At 66.5% G+C, this 15,716-nt stretch carries 16 protein-coding genes; 7 read left to right on the top strand and 9 right to left on the bottom strand.

Features of this window, described 5'->3' with window-relative positions; translation table 11 throughout:
• Positions 1 to 66: 66 nt before the first annotated feature.
• On the bottom strand, positions 67 to 2,724 hold the full coding sequence (gene clpB / locus V9L17_RS15540; RefSeq protein WP_337352099.1) for an ATP-dependent chaperone ClpB: 2,658 nt from the start codon (positions 2,722 to 2,724) through the stop codon (positions 67 to 69).
• Positions 2,725 to 2,956: 232 nt separating this feature from the next.
• On the opposite strand from clpB, the gene V9L17_RS15535 reads away from it, so the two are divergent.
• On the top strand, positions 2,957 to 3,298 hold the full coding sequence (locus tag V9L17_RS15535) for a YciI family protein (RefSeq protein WP_337347335.1): 342 nt from the start codon (positions 2,957 to 2,959) through the stop codon (positions 3,296 to 3,298).
• A gap of 192 nt (positions 3,299 to 3,490) precedes the next feature.
• On the opposite strand, the gene V9L17_RS15530 is transcribed toward V9L17_RS15535, so the two are convergent.
• From V9L17_RS15530 to V9L17_RS15510, 5 genes are all read right to left on the bottom strand, one after another.
• Positions 3,491 to 4,066, bottom strand: a complete 576-nt coding sequence (locus V9L17_RS15530; RefSeq protein ID WP_337352098.1) for a hypothetical protein — start codon at positions 4,064 to 4,066, stop codon at positions 3,491 to 3,493.
• A 197-nt stretch (positions 4,067 to 4,263) separates the two neighbouring features.
• Positions 4,264 to 5,328 carry a sulfate/molybdate ABC transporter ATP-binding protein gene (locus V9L17_RS15525; RefSeq protein WP_337352097.1) on the bottom strand — a complete coding sequence of 355 codons (1,065 nt, stop codon included), beginning with the start codon at positions 5,326 to 5,328 and terminating at the stop codon, positions 4,264 to 4,266.
• Entirely contained in the window at positions 5,325 to 6,185 is an 861-nt protein-coding gene (locus V9L17_RS15520) for an ABC transporter permease (protein WP_337352096.1), read from the bottom strand. The genes V9L17_RS15525 and V9L17_RS15520 overlap by 4 nt, the downstream gene beginning before the upstream one ends.
• 2 nt (positions 6,186 to 6,187) lie before the next feature.
• On the bottom strand, positions 6,188 to 7,042 hold the full coding sequence (gene modA, locus V9L17_RS15515; RefSeq protein WP_337352095.1) for a molybdate ABC transporter substrate-binding protein: 855 nt from the start codon (positions 7,040 to 7,042) through the stop codon (positions 6,188 to 6,190).
• Entirely contained in the window at positions 7,039 to 7,449 is a 411-nt protein-coding gene (locus V9L17_RS15510) for a TOBE domain-containing protein (RefSeq protein ID WP_337352094.1), read from the bottom strand. The genes modA and V9L17_RS15510 overlap by 4 nt, the downstream gene beginning before the upstream one ends.
• Positions 7,450 to 7,628: 179 nt before the next feature.
• Between V9L17_RS15510 and V9L17_RS15505 the strand changes: the two genes are divergently transcribed.
• The 6 genes from V9L17_RS15505 (at position 7,629) to V9L17_RS15480 (ending at position 13,621) form a co-directional block, all read left to right on the top strand.
• Positions 7,629 to 8,963: an FAD-binding oxidoreductase gene (locus tag V9L17_RS15505; protein ID WP_337352093.1), complete on the top strand. Its 1,335-nt coding sequence runs from the start codon at positions 7,629 to 7,631 to the stop codon at positions 8,961 to 8,963.
• A gap of 245 nt (positions 8,964 to 9,208) precedes the next feature.
• A complete protein-coding gene (locus tag V9L17_RS15500) occupies positions 9,209 to 10,396 on the top strand; it encodes a sensor histidine kinase (RefSeq protein WP_337352092.1) in 1,188 nt (395 codons plus the stop codon).
• Positions 10,393 to 11,103, top strand: a complete 711-nt coding sequence (locus tag V9L17_RS15495; RefSeq protein ID WP_337347343.1) for a response regulator transcription factor — start codon at positions 10,393 to 10,395, stop codon at positions 11,101 to 11,103. The genes V9L17_RS15500 and V9L17_RS15495 overlap by 4 nt, the downstream gene beginning before the upstream one ends.
• 58 nt (positions 11,104 to 11,161) lie before the next feature.
• On the top strand, positions 11,162 to 12,031 hold the full coding sequence (locus V9L17_RS15490) for a hypothetical protein (RefSeq protein ID WP_337352091.1): 870 nt from the start codon (positions 11,162 to 11,164) through the stop codon (positions 12,029 to 12,031).
• Positions 12,032 to 12,217: 186 nt separating this feature from the next.
• On the top strand, positions 12,218 to 13,087 hold the full coding sequence (locus V9L17_RS15485) for a DUF4031 domain-containing protein (RefSeq protein ID WP_337352090.1): 870 nt from the start codon (positions 12,218 to 12,220) through the stop codon (positions 13,085 to 13,087).
• Between the two features lie 81 nt (positions 13,088 to 13,168).
• The gene (locus V9L17_RS15480; RefSeq protein WP_337352089.1) at positions 13,169 to 13,621 is read left to right on the top strand and encodes a VOC family protein; all 453 of its coding nucleotides are present in this window, start codon (positions 13,169 to 13,171) and stop codon (positions 13,619 to 13,621) included.
• Positions 13,622 to 13,663: 42 nt separating this feature from the next.
• Here the strand turns inward: V9L17_RS15480 and V9L17_RS15475 are convergent, their stop codons facing one another.
• The 3 genes from V9L17_RS15475 to V9L17_RS15465 form a co-directional block, all read right to left on the bottom strand.
• On the bottom strand, positions 13,664 to 14,065 hold the full coding sequence (locus V9L17_RS15475) for a YccF domain-containing protein (RefSeq protein ID WP_337352088.1): 402 nt from the start codon (positions 14,063 to 14,065) through the stop codon (positions 13,664 to 13,666).
• 97 nt (positions 14,066 to 14,162) lie between these two features.
• Positions 14,163 to 14,762 (bottom strand): phosphoribosylanthranilate isomerase, encoded by a 600-nt coding sequence (locus tag V9L17_RS15470; RefSeq protein ID WP_337347348.1) that lies wholly within the window; start codon positions 14,760 to 14,762, stop codon positions 14,163 to 14,165.
• A gap of 86 nt (positions 14,763 to 14,848) precedes the next feature.
• Complete coding sequence (locus V9L17_RS15465; RefSeq protein WP_337352087.1) at positions 14,849 to 15,688, bottom strand: aminoglycoside phosphotransferase family protein; 840 nt, start codon at positions 15,686 to 15,688, stop codon at positions 14,849 to 14,851.
• Positions 15,689 to 15,716 lie beyond the last annotated feature (28 nt).

Raw genomic sequence — 15,716 nt, 5'->3', positions numbered from 1 at the left:
TGTCGTTTTGAGGGCTCAAAACGACATCTGCTGCTACTTAGTTGGGTAAGGGGAGCGCGGCCGGGCCTACGCCTTCCGCCGGACCACCAGGCCTGTGCCGGCGGGAGCGCCGCCGTCGGACCCGGACAGAGCCTCCAGCCCCTCAATGGTGAGTTCATCGACGTCGGCCGCAGTGTCCACCAGCACGGTGTCGCCATCGGCGATGTCGCCGGACAGGATGGCCTTGGCCAGGCGGTCGCCGATCTCCCGCTGCACCAGCCGACGCAGCGGCCTGGCGCCATAGGCGGGATCAAAGCCGGACATGGCCAGCCATGCTCGGGCGCCCTCGCTCACCTCAAGGGTGAGCCGGCGCTCATGCAGCCGCCCGCCCAGTTCGGCAACCTGCAGTTCCACGATCCGGGCCAGTTCCTCCACGGACAGGGCGTCGAACAGCACCACTTCGTCCAGTCGGTTCAGGAACTCCGGCTTGAAGGACGCGTTGACGGTGGCCATCACGGCATTCCGCTTCGCCTGCGCGTCCAGGGACTGGTCCACCAGGAACTGGCTGCCCAGGTTCGAGGTCAGCACCAGGATGGCATTGCGGAAATCAACGGTGCGGCCCTGACCGTCGGTGAGGCGGCCATCGTCGAGTACCTGCAGCAGGATGTCAAACACTTCCGGGTGAGCCTTCTCCACCTCGTCCAGCAGGATTACGGAGTACGGCCGGCGGCGGACGGCCTCGGTCAGCTGGCCGCCCTCCTCGTAACCGACGTAGCCCGGAGGCGCGCCCACCAGACGGGCCACCGAGTGCTTCTCGCCGTATTCGGACATGTCGATCCGCACCATGGCCCGTTCGTCGTCGAACAGGAAGTCAGCCAATGCCTTGGCTAGCTCGGTCTTTCCCACGCCCGTAGGGCCCAGGAAAAGGAACGAGCCAGTGGGCCGATTGGGGTCGCTGATCCCTGCCCGGGCACGTCGCACGGCGTCCGAAACAGCGGCCACAGCCTTGGACTGGCCGATCAGCCGCCGTCCGAGTTCCTCCTCCATGTGCAGCAGCTTCTGGCTCTCACCCTGCAGCATGCGGCCGGCGGGAATGCCGGTCCAGGCGGAAATCACTTCGGCGATGTCGTCCGCCGTGACCTGCTCGGCCACCATCTGGGCCGGCTTGTCCGTCACCTCGGCCTCAGCCGCTGCGGCGGCGTTCAGTTCGCGCTCCAGCGCCGGAATCTCGCCGTAGAGCACGCGCGATGCCGTCTCCAGGTCACCTTCGCGCTGTGCCTTGTCCGCAGTGGAGCGGAGCTCGTCCAGCTTGGCCTTCAGGTCCCCCACCCGGTTGAGGCCTGCCTTCTCGGCCTCCCACCGGGCGTTGAGCGCATCCAGCGCTTCAGTCTTGTCCGCTTTGTCGGCCCGGATCGCGGCCAGGCGCTCCACCGAGGCGGCGTCCTTCTCGTTCTCGAGGGCCAGTTCCTCCATGGTGAGCCGGTCCACGGCACGCCTCAGCTGGTCAATCTCCTCCGGCGCGGAGTCGATCTCCATTCGCAACCGCGAGGCGGCTTCATCCACCAGGTCGATGGCCTTGTCCGGCAGTTGGCGGCCCGAGATGTAGCGGTTGGACAAGGTGGCGGCGGCGACCAAGGCGGAGTCCGCGATGGTGACCTTGTGGTGCGCCTCGTAACGTTCCTTCAGGCCGCGGAGGATGCCAATGGTGTCCTCTACGCTGGGTTCGCCCACGTACACCTGCTGGAACCGGCGCTCCAGCGCGGGGTCCTTCTCGATGTTCTCGCGGTATTCGTCCAACGTGGTGGCGCCGATCAGCCGGAGTTCGCCCCGGGCCAGCATTGGCTTGAGCATGTTGCCCGCATCCATCGAGGACTCGCCCGTTGCTCCGGCGCCCACGACTGTGTGGATCTCGTCGATGAACGTGACAATTTGCCCCTCGGAGTTTTTGATCTCCTCAAGGACAGCCTTGAGCCGCTCTTCGAATTCACCGCGGTACTTGGCCCCCGCAACCATGGACGCGAGGTCCAGGGCGATCAGGGTTTTGCCGCGCAGGCTTTCAGGGACGTCACCGGCCACGATCCGCTGCGCCAGGCCTTCAACGACGGCGGTCTTGCCCACGCCGGGCTCGCCGATGATGACGGGGTTGTTCTTGGTACGGCGGCTCAGGACCTGGATGATACGCCGGATCTCGGTGTCGCGGCCGATTACCGGGTCCAGCTTGCCGGACCGCGCCATCGCAGTAAGGTCCGTGCCGTACTTCTCCAAGGACTGGAAGGTGTTCTCCGGGTCCGGGCTGGTCACTTTTCGGTCTCCGCGGACACCCGGCAGGGCGGCGAGCAGCGCCTCATGGGAGGCCCCGGCGTCGCGCATTAACCGCCCGACGGCGTCACTTCCGGCTGAGAGCCCGAGCAACAGGACTTCGGTGGAGACGAACGTGTCCCCGAGCCTGTCGGCCTCGTTCTTGGCGTTCTGGATGGCCTGCAGGGCGGGGCGGGACAGCTGCGCCTGCTGGGTGGACCCGCCTGACGTTGCCGGCAGCGCTTTGATGGCACTGCTCGCCTGGACGCTGACGGCGTCCGGGTCGGCGCCGGTGGCACGCAGAAGGGCGACGGCGACGCCCTCCCGCTGATCCATCAGCGCCTTGAGCAGGTGGGCGGGTTCCACCTGCGGATTTCCTGCAGTTGAGGCGTTCATGGCTGCCGCCGAAAGAGCCTCCTGGCTCTTGGTGGTGAATTTGACGTCCAAAGAGAGCTCCTTCCGGGATCTTGCATTTAGCTAAGTTGAGTCTACTACGCTCAACTTTCAGGAATGCCGCTCTGACACGGTTTTTTGCCCACAGCGAACCACCAGCAACCGACGCCCAGGGTTCCACAAATGGTTACCCCTGCACTGTATCCCCGCAGTGGCGACCGACCCTAGGATCGAGGTTGTGACCGGGGGCCACGGTCCTCCGGCACACCGGAGCGGAGGATTTACCATGAAGAAGTTTGCTGTTCTTTACCTCGCACCCCAGTCGGCCCAGGCCCAGATGGCGCAGAGCACACCGGAAGCGGCCCAAGAAGGCATGAAGGCCTGGACGGAATGGGCGGACCGCGCCGGCAGCGGCATCGTGGACATGGGAAGTCCTCTGGGGGAAGGCCGGGAGATCACCGCCACCGGAACTTCGGCACCCAATGGCACAGGCCATATTGGCGGATATGGCATCATCCAGGCCGAAGACCTGGACGGCGCACAGGCCCTCCTGGACGGCCATCCACACCTCATGATGCCTGGGGCCAGCATCCAGGTCTACGAATTCCTTGACCTGCCCGGCATGTAGCGGACCCGGCTTAAACATCCCGGGCGGGTGACTCCCCCAAGGAGCCACCCGCCCGAGGGTCTGCATGCGCCGATCGGCTCAGCTCAGTGGATGGACCGGCCATGGTGTGCGGCGGATCCACAAGAGATATTACTCGCTGCAGTGATCCCTGTCACGCAAAATGACAAAACTAGTCAATGGCTTGCAGGGGAGTTATTGGTAGCCGGCGGCGGGGGTCTGCTCCACGTAATTGATGACCAGGAACTCCCCCGCCGGGACGAGTTCCACATACCACCGGGTGGGCTTATCCCAGTCCTCCCAGTTACCGCCGGCAGAGGCGGGCGCGGGGGGTCTGAAGACGGCGTCGAACTTCAGGAAGGTGCCGTTGTCCGTAGAGCTTGAATCGATCTCCTTCAACAACTCGAAGGTGCCGCGCCGTGCTGCGCCGGGTTCCAGCGCCAATGCTCCCTGCAGGGTTTGGGCGTTCATCCGTCCGACGGTGCTGAAATACTGCTGCCACGCCACGTCGGTGTGCGTAGTGAATAGAGTGGTTGCGTACGCCTCGGTGTTTGCTGCGGCGAGGCTGTCCACGCATTCGCGCGGGACCGTGCCACCCGCCTGCCAGGTGGACAATACTTCTGACCCCGCGTTCAGCCACGCCCCATAGGTATTCAGCACGCCTCCGATAGCTTCCTTGGGCGTGCCTTGGGGAATCCGGACCGGCAGGACGTCCTCCCGCCCCAGGAACGGGCAGTTAGCCGGAAGCAGTGAGATTGGGGTGGCCGGCACCGGAACGGGCGGCGGGGGTGAGGGAAAGAGGCTGCACCCTGCCAGTCCCGCTGCGAGCAAAAGCCCGGCACCCGCCGTCGTAATTTTCCTGCTTCGTATCTTCAACTGCACTCCCCCATTTGCGGCCGGCAAGGCTGAACCGGCGCTGACCAGCATAGCCAAGTCCGTAGTCCCCGGGTTCAGCCCAGGGGATGATCTCAGGCCGGGTAAATGGTGACCGCTGCGGCTTTGACCACGAAATACACCTGCAGGCCGGGGACGAGGCCCAGGTCCGCCGCGGCTTCCGGTGTGACGTCGGCGCTTAACCGCCCACCGTCACCGGCCCGGACCCTGATCCGATCGCCATACGGCTCAAGGTCGGTCACCGTGACGGCAAAGGAGTTCCGCGGGCTCCCGTGCGCGGCGGTGAGGAAAACGGAAACGGCCGACGGCGGAAAGACCGCCACCCCGGGTTGGCCTGCAGGCAGTTGCCCGGGCAGTTCGTCGTGCTGGCCATAGATGTCCAGGTCGCCAGCCAGTAGCCCATGACCGGCCAGGGTGCCGGATACGAGGTTCAGGCCGGCCAGTCCGGCAGCGAAACGGCTCCTGGGCGACTGCAGGATCTCGCGGGTGGGACCTTGCTCAGCAATCCGGCCGTTCTCGAGGATCATGACCCGGTCCGCCAGCATCAGGGCGTCCAGGACGTCGTGGGTGATGATGATGGCGCGGCGCCCCGCCAATACGCGCTTCAGTAAGCGCCGAAGCAGGGGGGCGGCATGGATGTCCAGCGCGGCCATGGGTTCGTCCAGGAGCAGGAGCCCGGGATCCGTGGCGAGCGCCCGGGCCACGGCAACGCGTTGGGCCTGGCCGCCGGACAGCTGCGCTGGGCGGCGCGACTGCAGTTCGATAGCCTCGACTTCGGCCAGCCACCGCAGGGCGGACTTCCTGGCGTCGCGCCTGGGAACACCGGCGCTGCGCGGCCCGAAAGCCACATTCTCCAGGACGCTCAGGTGCGGGAAAAGCAGCGGTTCCTGGGCCAGCAGGGCGGTGCCCCGGCGATGCGGGGCGGTCCATTGGCCGCGCCCGCTTTCCAGGCTGAACAGGGTTTTTCCATCCAGTTCGCCTTCGCCGGAGTCCGGATGCAGCAGGCCGGCGACGATGTTCAGGAGGGTGGATTTGCCCGCACCGTTCGGGCCCATGATGGCCACGGTTTCGCCCGGCAGCAAGCTGAGGGACACGTCGAAGCCGCGGGCGGCCACGGCTGCCTGGACCGAAAACGTCACGTAACACCACCGCCGCTGGCGTGGGCCGCCGTCGGGCTTTCCCTGCCTGCCGAGGTACTGTCGCCGGAACGCGGCCTGCGGTAGGCAAGTGCCACCACGGCCGCCGCAACCGCCACCAGCACCAAGGAAAGGGCGACGGCGGCATCGGCGTCCGTCTCGCGCTGCAGGTAGATTTCCAGCGGCAGGGTCCGGGTCACCCCCTGCAGGCTTCCGGCGAACGTGAGGGTAGCGCCGAACTCGCCGAGGCTGCGGGCAAAGGACAGGACCGCCCCGGAGGCGAGGCCCGGCAACACGAGCGGAATGGTGACGCGGCGCAGCACGGTGGTGGGCCGGGCACCCAGCGTTGCGGCCACTGCTTCGTAGCGGTTCCCGGCTGTGCGCAGGGCACCCTCGAGGCTGACCACGAGGAACGGAAGGGCCACAAAGGTCTGGGCGAGGACCACCGCCGTTGTCGAGAATGCGATCTGGACTCCGGCGACTTCCAGTGTCCTGCCCAGGAGGCCCTGCCGTCCGAAGGTGTACAGGAGGGCGATGCCGCCCACCACTGGCGGGAGGACCAGCGGGAGCAGGACGAAGGAGCGGAGCAGGCCCTGCCCCGGGAAGCGCCCGCGGGCCAAAACCAGCGCCAGCGGCACACCCAGCACGAGGCACAGGGCCGTACTGGCTGCGGACGTTCGCAGGCTCAGGCCGAGGGCGGTCAACGACGATTCCGAGGTGACCAGGGGGATGAACTGCGGCCAGTTGACCTTGGCCACCATTGCGGCGAGCGGCAGCAGGACGAAGAGTCCGCCGGCCGCGGCAATAACGTAGATCCAGCGCGGGACGCCGCCGTACCCGCTGCTCCTGGCCTGTGCCATGGCTACGGTGTGCCGAAACCGGCCGCGCTGAGGGTGTTCCTGCCCTCGGCGCCGGCCACCAGGGCGATGAAGGCGCCAGCCAGGTCCTTGTTCCGGCTCGAGCGAACTGTGGCGATGGGGTAGGTATTCACGGCTTCGCTGGCTTCGTCGAACGGGATCCCCTTTGCCTTCCCGCCGGCGCTCTTGACGTCGGTGACGTAGACGAGGCCGGCGTCGGCTTCTCCGGATGTGACCTTGCCGAGGACATCCGTCACGGAGGATTCCTCGCTGACCGGGGACAGCGTGACGCCGGCGGCCCGTTCCACCGCGTCCGCAGCCGCCCCGCAAGGGACCTGGCTGGCGCAGACAACCACCTTGAGTCCGGGCTTGGCCAGGTCGTCGAAGGAAGCGATCGACGCCGGATTGGACGGAGGGACAGCAATCTCCAGGACGTTGGTGGCGAAGTTCGTCGCGGTCCCGTCGAGTAGTCCGGCATCGGCCAGTTTGGCCATGTTTTTGGTGTCGGCGGAGGCAAACACATCGGCCGGGGCGCCCTGGGTGATCTGCGTGGCCAGGTCAGAGGACCCGGCGAAGCTCAGCGTGACCTTGGTGCCGGGGTTCTTCGCCTCGAACTCGTGTGCCAGCTGGGTGAATGTGCCCTTCAGCGATGCGGCTGCGAAAACGGTCACAGTCCCGGACAGTTGCCCGGTGCCGGCCGGGTTGCCGGCCGGGTCGCCGGCCGCGGCGGTGCCAGCTGGGGCGTTGCCGGCTGGGGCGTTGCCGGCTGGGGCAGCCGGACCGCACGCGCTGAGGGCTCCGGCCAGGCCGGCGGCAACCATGACCGCCACGAGGCGCCGCCTACCGCGGAAGTCGCTCATACGAGGCTCTTTCCGTGCGGGGTTTCGATGATGACGGTGGTTGCCTTGACCACGGCGGTGGCCACGGACCCAAGTTCCAGCCCCAGGTCGCGGACGGCTTCGCTGCTCATCAGTGACACCACCCTGAACGGGCCACACTGCAACTCCACCTGCGCCATGACCTTGTCCATGGTGATGCCGGTGACCAGGCCGACGAACCTGTTGCGGGCCGAGCTTCCGGTCCGGTGGGGGTCCTCGGGGAGCTGCGCGAGCTTCCGGGCGTGCTGCGCAAGCTGCAGGCCGTCCACAGCCAACCGGCCGGCGTCGTCCTTCACCGGCGACAGGGTGCCGTTCTCCGTCCAGCGGCGGACGGTGTCATCGCTGACGCCGAGGAAACGGGCAGCTTCAGAAACGCGAATCGTGGGCATTTGGCTATTCTAGTCCGCATCTGCGGGATTCTGTGGCCTTTGGTGTCGCTTACTCAAATATGGCAAAAGCCCCCGGTTTCGGCCGGCCGCGCGTGCTAATGGCCCCTCTATGGAACACCCGCCGCCAGAGTCCTACGCTATGGGGAGGGGAAGAGCCGCACTCGCTGAGGAGCGTTGTGATGAAGTGGATCAAGCCTGACAGCCCCGATTATGATCCGGCCCGCAAGGTCTTCAACGCCATGATTGACCGGCGTCCGGCGCTGATAGCCCAATGCTCCACTGACGCGGACGTGGCCGAAGCCCTCCGGTACGGAAGGGACAATTCGCTCGCCATCGCCGTCCGCGCCGGGGGCCACTCAGTGGCAGGAATGTCCATGAACGACGGCGGCCTGGTGATCGATGTCCGGCCCATGAAGTCGATCGACGTCGACCCCGAGTCCGGCATTGTCACCGCGGGGGCCGGCCTGACCTGGGGCGAGTTCGACCACGCCACCCAGGAGCACGCACTGGCCGTGACTGGCGGACGCGCCTCCACAACCGGCGTCGCCGGCTTTACTTTGGGCGGCGGATCCGGGTGGCTGGAACGGTCCTACGGTTTCGCGTGTGACAGCCTCGTCTCCGTAAACCTGGTGACGGCCGACGGCGAGCGCGTCACCGCGAGCGCCAGGGAGAATCCCGAACTCTTTTGGGCACTCCATGGTGGCGGCGGGAACTTCGGAGTGGCGACATCCTTCACGTTCCAGGCCCACCGGCTCGGTCCGGTGGTGCACGCCGGGATGTGGCTGTGGCCGGCCGAGGCCGCAACGGACATCACCCGGGCGTTCAGGGACCTCGCCCTTGCAGCCCCAGACGGCGTGGGCCTGGCGCTCTTATACGTGACGGCACCGGCCGAACCATTTGTGCCCGACGAGATGGTGGGAAAGATGGCCACCCTGATCGCTTACGTCTATGCCGGCGACCCCGAGGAAGGCTCCGAGCATGCCAGGCCATTCCGCGAACTCGGTCCCGCCGTCGACCTCGTGGGCGACACCCATTACGCCGACTTCCAATCTTCCCTCGATGATCCGCCGGACCACTACAACTACTGGAGCGCCGACTACCACGACGAACTGCCCGACGAAGCGCTGGACCTCTTTGTGGAATCGGCCCGGACCCTACCGGATGCCACGTCCCAGCAGCTCATCGCGCGCTGGGGCGGCGCTGTGGGCGGGAACGCTGCGGCGGCCACCCCGCTGATCAACCGGAACGCTGCCTGGGTGAGCCATCCGTACGGCATCTCCCCCACGCCCGAGGGAGGCCAACGAGCCAAGGCCTGGGTCAGGGAGTTCCGGGGCAAGATCGCCCCTTACGCCACCGGCGGGGTGTGGCTGAACTTCATCGGCAATGAAGGGCAGGACCGCATCCGGGCTGCGTTCGGTAACGGAAACTACGCCCGGCTGGCCAGGGTCAAGCGGGATTTCGACCCGCAGAACATCTTCCGTGGGAACCAGAACATCCTGCCGGCGGGCTCCTGACTGGGCTCCTTGCCGAGCCTCCCAGCCCGTCCCCCCGCCCGCCCCCCAACTAGGTAGCAGCAGATGTCGTTATGAGGCGTCAAAACGACATCTGCTGCTACCTAGTTGGGAAAGGCACGACGTCGGCAGGCCCCCCGGGTGCCCGCGCCCGCATTTTCATCACTCCGGCTGAACTTGTTCATCCTTGGTGCTGAACTGTCCGTAGCCACGCCATTCCGGGCATGCGGCCCGCTTAGGGTGGTTGCATGTTCCCCCTCCTGATGCGTTTACGCAGGCCAGCCCGCGAGGCCGCCGCCCCGGCCACGGCGCTGGCCGTGCTGCTGGCCCTCCTGGTACTGGAGCAGCGCGGCTTCAACCGGGACAGTGCCCTGCTTTTTGCCCTGCTGTCCGCTGTGGCCGCGGCCCGGATTTTCCCGGCAGGTGCCCTGGCCTTTGCCGCTGGCACGCTGCTGCTGCAGGCAATCAAAGTGCTGCCGGTAGTCATGGTGTCCGGAGTCCTGAGCTATCTGGCGGTGCCGCTGGTCATCCTTTTCGCCACGCTTGGCTTCCGCGGCCGGCACCGCTCGCTGCTGCCGGTGTTTGCCGTGGCGTCGGCCGGACTGATCACGGTCAATTGGTTCGCGGATGGCACATGGGTCAACTTCGTCTTCGGCGCCCAACTCTACGGCCGGGGTGCCCTCCGGACCGGCACCTATGTCTTCCTTGTCTTCGGAGCCTTCGCCGCGTTCAACCTTGCCGCATGGGCCGCTGGCCTGGCGGTCAACAACGCCGGCAGCAGCCGAAGGGCGCAACTCCGTGCCGAAGCCGGACTGCGGCAGGCCGCCACGGAACTCGCCGTGGAGCAGGAACGTAACCGGATCGCCCGCGAACTCCACGATGTCCTGGCCCATTCGCTCACCGTCATCACGGCGCAGGCCGAGGGCATCCGCTACATCCATCGCAGCGAGCCGGACGCGGTTGAAGAATCGGCGCTGATCATCGCCTCCGCAGCCCGGAGCGCCCTGGTGGAAACCCGGCGCATGCTGGAGAACGTCGCTCCCGCGGACACGTCGCCGGCGCCTACCCTGGATCAGCTCGAATCGCTGGCCACACAGTTCGCGGCCAGCGGCATGCAAGTCACCGTGGACGCCCCGGGTTCCGGGACGGATGTGACGCCGCTTCAAGGGCTCACGGCCTACCGGCTAGTCCAGGAAAGCCTGACCAACGCTTTCCGGCACGGCGACAGGACCAAAGGCGCCACGGTTTCGGTCCGGCCCGGGCCGGACGGACTGATGGTGCGCGTCAGCTCCGAGCTGGCAACGGCGGGCACCGCTTCCAGCCCCGGCACAGGACGGGGAATCCCCGGCATGAAGGAACGCACGACGGCGGTTGGCGGCTCGTTCACGACGCGCACCACCGGACAGCACTTTGAAATGGAGGCACTCCTGCCATGAACACACCAGCAGCCTGCACAACGGGCCCAGCAAAGGGCACCGCCACCGCAGCCGCCGGGACGATCCGGGTAGCCCTGGTGGATGACCAGCCGCTGTTCAGCGCCGGCCTCAGAATGATCCTGCGCAGCCAGCCGGATCTGGACTTCGTGGGCGAGGCGCAGGACGGTGCCGCGGCGGTGGAACTGGCAGCCGCCGTCGAACCCGATGTCATGCTCATGGACATCCGGATGCCGGTGATGGACGGAATCACGGCCACCCGCACCATTTCTTCCGGACCGGGCACCCCGCCGAAGGTCATTGTGCTCACCACGATCCAGCACGACGAAGCCGTGGTCCGAGCCATCCAGGCCGGCGCCGCCGGCTTCCTGACCAAGGACGCCACGCCAGAGTTCCTGCTCGCAGCGATCAGGACGGTGCACTCCGGACACGCCGTCATGGCCCCGCACGCCACCAATCAGTTGCTCCGCGACTACACCACGCCGTCCGCCGGAAACACCTCCGCCCTGGACGCTCTATCCGGGCGGGAGAAGGACGTGTTCCTCCTCGCCGCCACCGGCCAGGGCAACGCCGAAATTGCGGCGGGCCTGGTACTGAGCGAAGCCACGGTGAAGTCCCACGTGGGAAGCATCCTGGCGAAGCTTAGGCTCCGCAACCGTATTCAGCTCGTGGCCTATGCCTACGAAAACGGGCTGCTCGGCGGCCACTGATCCCGGACAACCACACTCAATTTTCAGCACCGCACCATCACTATTTATTGGGGGAAACATGAACAGGAAAATGATTGGATTGGCCATGCTTACGGCCGGCGCGGCCGCAGCACTCGCGGCGTCTGCCGTGCCCGGCGGCAGCATTCCGGCGTCGGGAACGCCCATCAGCGGGATCGCAGCCCGCGCCGAGGCCTACGCCACGCCGGACTCCGCGGCTGAATCGGGCAGGGCGGCCGTGGTCAGGGAGTGCATGGCAGCCGCAGGGTACGACTTCGTGCCCGCCGTAAACACGTACACGGTGGACTTTCACAGCAACATTGGTTTCAAAAGACTGGATGTAGCCACCGCCAAAGCAAACGGCTACGCCTCGCTGCAGCCCGCCGGGCCCGGCGAACCGGCGGAGGGTACGGCCGAAGCCGCGCTCTTCGCAGATCCGGCCTTTGTGATCGCCTTCTCAGGGCCCCAGACGGAAGAAGCCCTAGTGACGGTGAACGGAATGGGCACCTACGGCGGCGGCTGCGGCGGGGAGGCTGCCCGAAAGATCTACGGCAGCATGGAGAACTACGTCCTGGCCACCGGCGTCGCCATGAATTCGCTCAATTCCGCCGCGGGTGCGGCTATGTCCGATTCCGGTTTCCAGAAGGCCATCGATTCGTGGAAGTCCTGCATGGTTGAGTCGCCCTACGCCAACTTCGAAAGCCCCGCCCAGGCCGTGTCCGCGGGTCAGGCAGCCGGGGGCCAGAACGAGTTCAAAATTGCGGTGACTGACGCAACCTGCCGCGAACAGGTCAGCTTCCACGGACAGCTGGAAGCCCTGCTGGACAAGTACCTCACCACCCGCATGCAACAGCTGGAGCCGGAGATCACCAAGGTCACCGAAATTCGGCGACAGGCAGCAGACCGCGCAGCCGCGCTGTCCGGCCGCTAGCCCCTCTGAACCCGGCGGCCGGCTCAATTGGGGGGACCGGCCGCCGTCCCGCTCTGCGGGTGTGCGTTCCCGCCCGGTTGCTTGTTCCGACACACCGTTGTGGCCGGCGTGTCGACCCAGTAATGGCGCACTGCCCTCCGGTAACTGGGAAGGAGCGCACGGAAGCACCGGGGCTAGACTTCCACCATGGCCATCTATCTCGATCCGCCCCTCTGGCCTGCGCACGATACGCACTTCTCGCACCTCATCTCGGATACCTCGCTTGAGGAACTCCACACTTTCGCTGCCGCGGCCGGAATCCCGGAGCGGGCCTTCGACTGTGACCACTACGACGTACCGGAGCGCCGGTTCGATGATCTGGTGGCCGCAGGAGCCCTTCCGGTGGAAGCGCGCATCCTGGTGCGCAAGCTCATCGCCAGTGGGCTCCGGGTCCCGGCCCGCCAGCGCAACAAATCCCTGAAGATTCCTCTCCTGAACCGCTGGGAGAACATCATGCCAGGCCACGATGCCCTCTTCCTGGACCTCCTTGACCGGTGGGGCGAGGAGCATCGCAAGTACCACGGCCGCACTCACCTCCTGGCGGTGCTGGAGGCCCTGGACCTGCTCTCCGAACCGGACGTTCCGCCGCGCAATGTACAGCTGGCCGCGTGGTTCCACGACGCCGTGTACCGCGGAGCCGCCGGCCAGGACGAAGATGATTCGGCCCGGCTCGCCGAGGAACGACTGACCCAAGCCGGACTCCCGCCCGCGGACATCGAGGAAGTGGCACGGCTGGTCCGGCTCACCTCCGATCATTGCCCGGAAGCAGGGGACGACGACGGGGCCCTCCTTTGCGATGCGGACCTGTCAGTTCTCGGTGGCGAACCGGAGCCCTACGCAAGGTATGTGGCCGCCGTGCGGGAAGACTATGCGCACATCGGCGACGCCGACTTCGCCGCTGGACGCGCCGCCGTCGTCCGCCGACTGCTGGAACTGGACCCGCTCTTCCACAGCCAACGGGCACGCGAGCTGTGGCTCGACGCCGCGCACCGGAACCTCCGCGGCGAACTGGCCTGAGCACAATCACCGGCCCGGGCGGCGCGTCGCATCAGGGTCCAGAGCCTTTACGGCTTCGGCAGCCGGTGGAAGACTGCTCGGATGAACCTGCGCATCCAAGCCGTCAGCATCGACTCAACCGATCCCAAAGTACCCGCCGACTTCTGGGAAAAAGCCCTGGACTGGCGCAGGACTTACGATGCGGAAGACGAAATCGTGCTGGAACCGCCAGCAGGCAGCCCGGCCGACGGCGTCTGCCCTGACCTGCTGTTCCTGAAGGTGCCCGAGCGGAAAGAGCTCAAGAACAGGCTGCATCTGGACCTGCGCCCCGAGGACCAGGCCGAAGAGGTGAAGCGGCTGGAGGCCCTGGGCGCCGTCCGGGTTGATGTCGGGCAGGGGCCGGAGGTGACGTGGGTGGTGATGGCTGACCCGGACGGTAACGAATTCTGCGTGCTCCGGGCACTCAAGTCCGACGAATTGGAAGCCCAGGGCCTGGTCCCGGGTATGGAAGGGCAGGCCGTGGACGGCGTCACCGTGGAGCGGCCCGCGAATTAGTCTGGAGCCTCGCGGGACGGGTTTCCCTGGCTGCTTCCGTGTTTAGCGGTAGGCGGTGATGAACGGCCTGTCGGAGGGCACGATCTGCTTGCCGAGCGGCATCAGGCTCACCGGAATCAGCTTCAGGTTGGCGATGGCCAGGGGAATACCGATGATGGTGATGGCCATGGCGATGGCTGTGGCCACGTGGCCGATCGCGATCCAGATGCCCGCGACCAGCAGCCAGATCACGTTTCCGAGCAACGAAAACACGCCCGAGCCGCCCGGCTTGTCCACCACCATGCGCCCAAACGGCCACAGGGTGTAGGCGGCAATCCGGAAGGACGCGATTCCCCACGGAATGGTGACGATCAGGAGGCAGCAGATGATGCCGGCCAGGAAATAGCCCAGGGCAAGCCACAACCCGCCGAAAACGAGCCAGATGATGTTGAGCAGTGTCTTCATCTGTCCATTGTGCCCCGACGGGTCCGACAATAACCTCGGGGTCTGCCCTGATTCGCCCCTGAATCGGAACGTCCCTGCCCGGCCGATGGGTGTGCGGTCAGCCCTTGGCGGCCTTCACGAAGGCGCGGATCTTATCCAGGTCCTTTACCCCGCGCGAGGCCTCCACACCGGAGGAGACGTCCACGCCCCACGCGCCCGAGGCCTCGGTGGCGTGCGCCACGGTATCCGGGTCCAGTCCGCCGGCCAGCAGCCACTTGCGGTCCTGGAGCGCCGTTACGTCGACCATCGAGGCGTAGTCCCAGGACTCTCCGGACCCGGGCACGGCGGCATCAATCAGCAGGAGTTCCTCGCCCCAGTCCGCGAACGCTTCCGCAGTGGCTGCCATGGTGACCGCCCTGATCAGCTTCATGCCGGCGTCGTGCACTGTTCTCACATCTTCCGGGGTGAGGTCACTGTGGAGTTGGACCCACTGGAGTCCGGCTGAACGGGCGATGGCAAGGGCATCGGCCAAAGGTTCATGCCGGAAGACGCCAACGGCAATTACCCCTTCCGGCACCTCGGCCAAAAGAGTGGAAACCTGCGACGGCGAGACCACCCGCGGGCTGGCCGTCAGGACAAAGCCGACGGCGTCCGCCCCCGCGCCGACCGCCTCACGGACGGATTCGGGCGTACTGAGACCACACACTTTGACGAACATTCCCGGCTCCTTCAGGCTGTCTTCGTGACGTCCCCCGGGAGGAGATTAGCAGGGAAGTGCTCCCTGCGCCGATGTGACGCCGGTCTTCAGCCGCGGGACAGCAGCCGCTCCACCATGACCCGCCCGGCCTGTTCGAAAGCGGCGTCACCCATCTGGTTGGCCCACACCACCGTGCCGATGGCCTGGTTCAAGTTCTCCAGGCGCCATAAGTCCGCCTCGGCCGGCCCGACGGTCCTGCCCAGGCCCGTATAAAAGGCGTCGGCCAGCTCCGGCCTGCGAACGAACTGCTGGTGGCTGAGCCGCACGAGGTCGTGCACCCAGGGGCGCCGTTCCGCGCGGCCAAAGTCGATGACCTTGATCAGCCCGTTGTCCTGGAGCCAGTTCCGTGGCTGGTAATCGCCATGCGTGGCCACGAGTTCCACCGTGCCCGGATCCAGGCCATCCAACTCGTGCGCCAGGATGGTGAGCTGGGTTTCCGGCAGGAGCCCCTGGGCGCGGTCCATCCATGCGCGGGTCTTCTTGGCCAGAGCTTTGGCGTAGTGGGGCGAGGCGCCGGCGGGCCGCTGGAGGCACCTCAGGAGCGCCCCGGCCTGGCGATAGGTTTCCGGTTCGTCCTCGGCCGGTGTCCCCTCGACCAACGTCCCCGGCAGGAATTCGGTCACCAGGATCCCGGCCCTTGCGGACGCATGCCGTAGGGCGGGAACCCGCCCGTCGAGCCCTTCGAAACCGGCTGCGTGGGCCGCGATTTCCCGGTGGATGTGGTGGCTCGTGGTGCTCGCCTTGACGATAAGGGCTGCACCCTGCGGCGTGACAACGTGCAGGACGTTCGTGTCCTGCAGGGGCCAGGAGTAGTCCCGGACCACGGTGTAACTTCCTAGCCAGGACGTCAGCAGCCGACCCTGCTCGTCGGTGATCCCTTGGCGCATCTCCCCAGCATGCCACGCGTGGCAGGGC

This window comes from Pseudarthrobacter sp. CCNWLW207, from assembly GCF_037203945.1.
Taxonomy (GTDB): Bacteria; Actinomycetota; Actinomycetes; order Actinomycetales; family Micrococcaceae; genus Arthrobacter.
This window is presented reverse-complemented; position numbering and strand designations above follow the sequence as displayed.

Bases quoted from the DNA above. Each gene is read 5' to 3' on its own strand.
- V9L17_RS15490 (WP_337352091.1), top strand. From the start codon at position 11,162: ATGAACAGGAAAATGATTGGATTGGCCATGCTTACGGCCGGCGCGGCC.
- V9L17_RS15510 (WP_337352094.1), bottom strand. From the start codon at position 7,449: ATGCCCACGATTCGCGTTTCTGAAGCTGCCCGTTTCCTCGGCGTCAGC.
- V9L17_RS15485 (WP_337352090.1), top strand. From the start codon at position 12,218: ATGGCCATCTATCTCGATCCGCCCCTCTGGCCTGCGCACGATACGCAC.
- V9L17_RS15495 (WP_337347343.1), top strand. From the start codon at position 10,393: ATGAACACACCAGCAGCCTGCACAACGGGCCCAGCAAAGGGCACCGCC.
- modA (WP_337352095.1), bottom strand. From the start codon at position 7,042: ATGAGCGACTTCCGCGGTAGGCGGCGCCTCGTGGCGGTCATGGTTGCC.
- V9L17_RS15475 (WP_337352088.1), bottom strand. From the start codon at position 14,065: ATGAAGACACTGCTCAACATCATCTGGCTCGTTTTCGGCGGGTTGTGG.
- V9L17_RS15470 (WP_337347348.1), bottom strand. From the start codon at position 14,762: ATGTTCGTCAAAGTGTGTGGTCTCAGTACGCCCGAATCCGTCCGTGAG.
- V9L17_RS15505 (WP_337352093.1), top strand. From the start codon at position 7,629: ATGAAGTGGATCAAGCCTGACAGCCCCGATTATGATCCGGCCCGCAAG.
- V9L17_RS15465 (WP_337352087.1), bottom strand. From the start codon at position 15,688: ATGCGCCAAGGGATCACCGACGAGCAGGGTCGGCTGCTGACGTCCTGG.
- V9L17_RS15535 (WP_337347335.1), top strand. From the start codon at position 2,957: ATGAAGAAGTTTGCTGTTCTTTACCTCGCACCCCAGTCGGCCCAGGCC.
- V9L17_RS15480 (WP_337352089.1), top strand. From the start codon at position 13,169: ATGAACCTGCGCATCCAAGCCGTCAGCATCGACTCAACCGATCCCAAA.
- V9L17_RS15520 (WP_337352096.1), bottom strand. From the start codon at position 6,185: ATGGCACAGGCCAGGAGCAGCGGGTACGGCGGCGTCCCGCGCTGGATC.
- V9L17_RS15500 (WP_337352092.1), top strand. From the start codon at position 9,209: ATGTTCCCCCTCCTGATGCGTTTACGCAGGCCAGCCCGCGAGGCCGCC.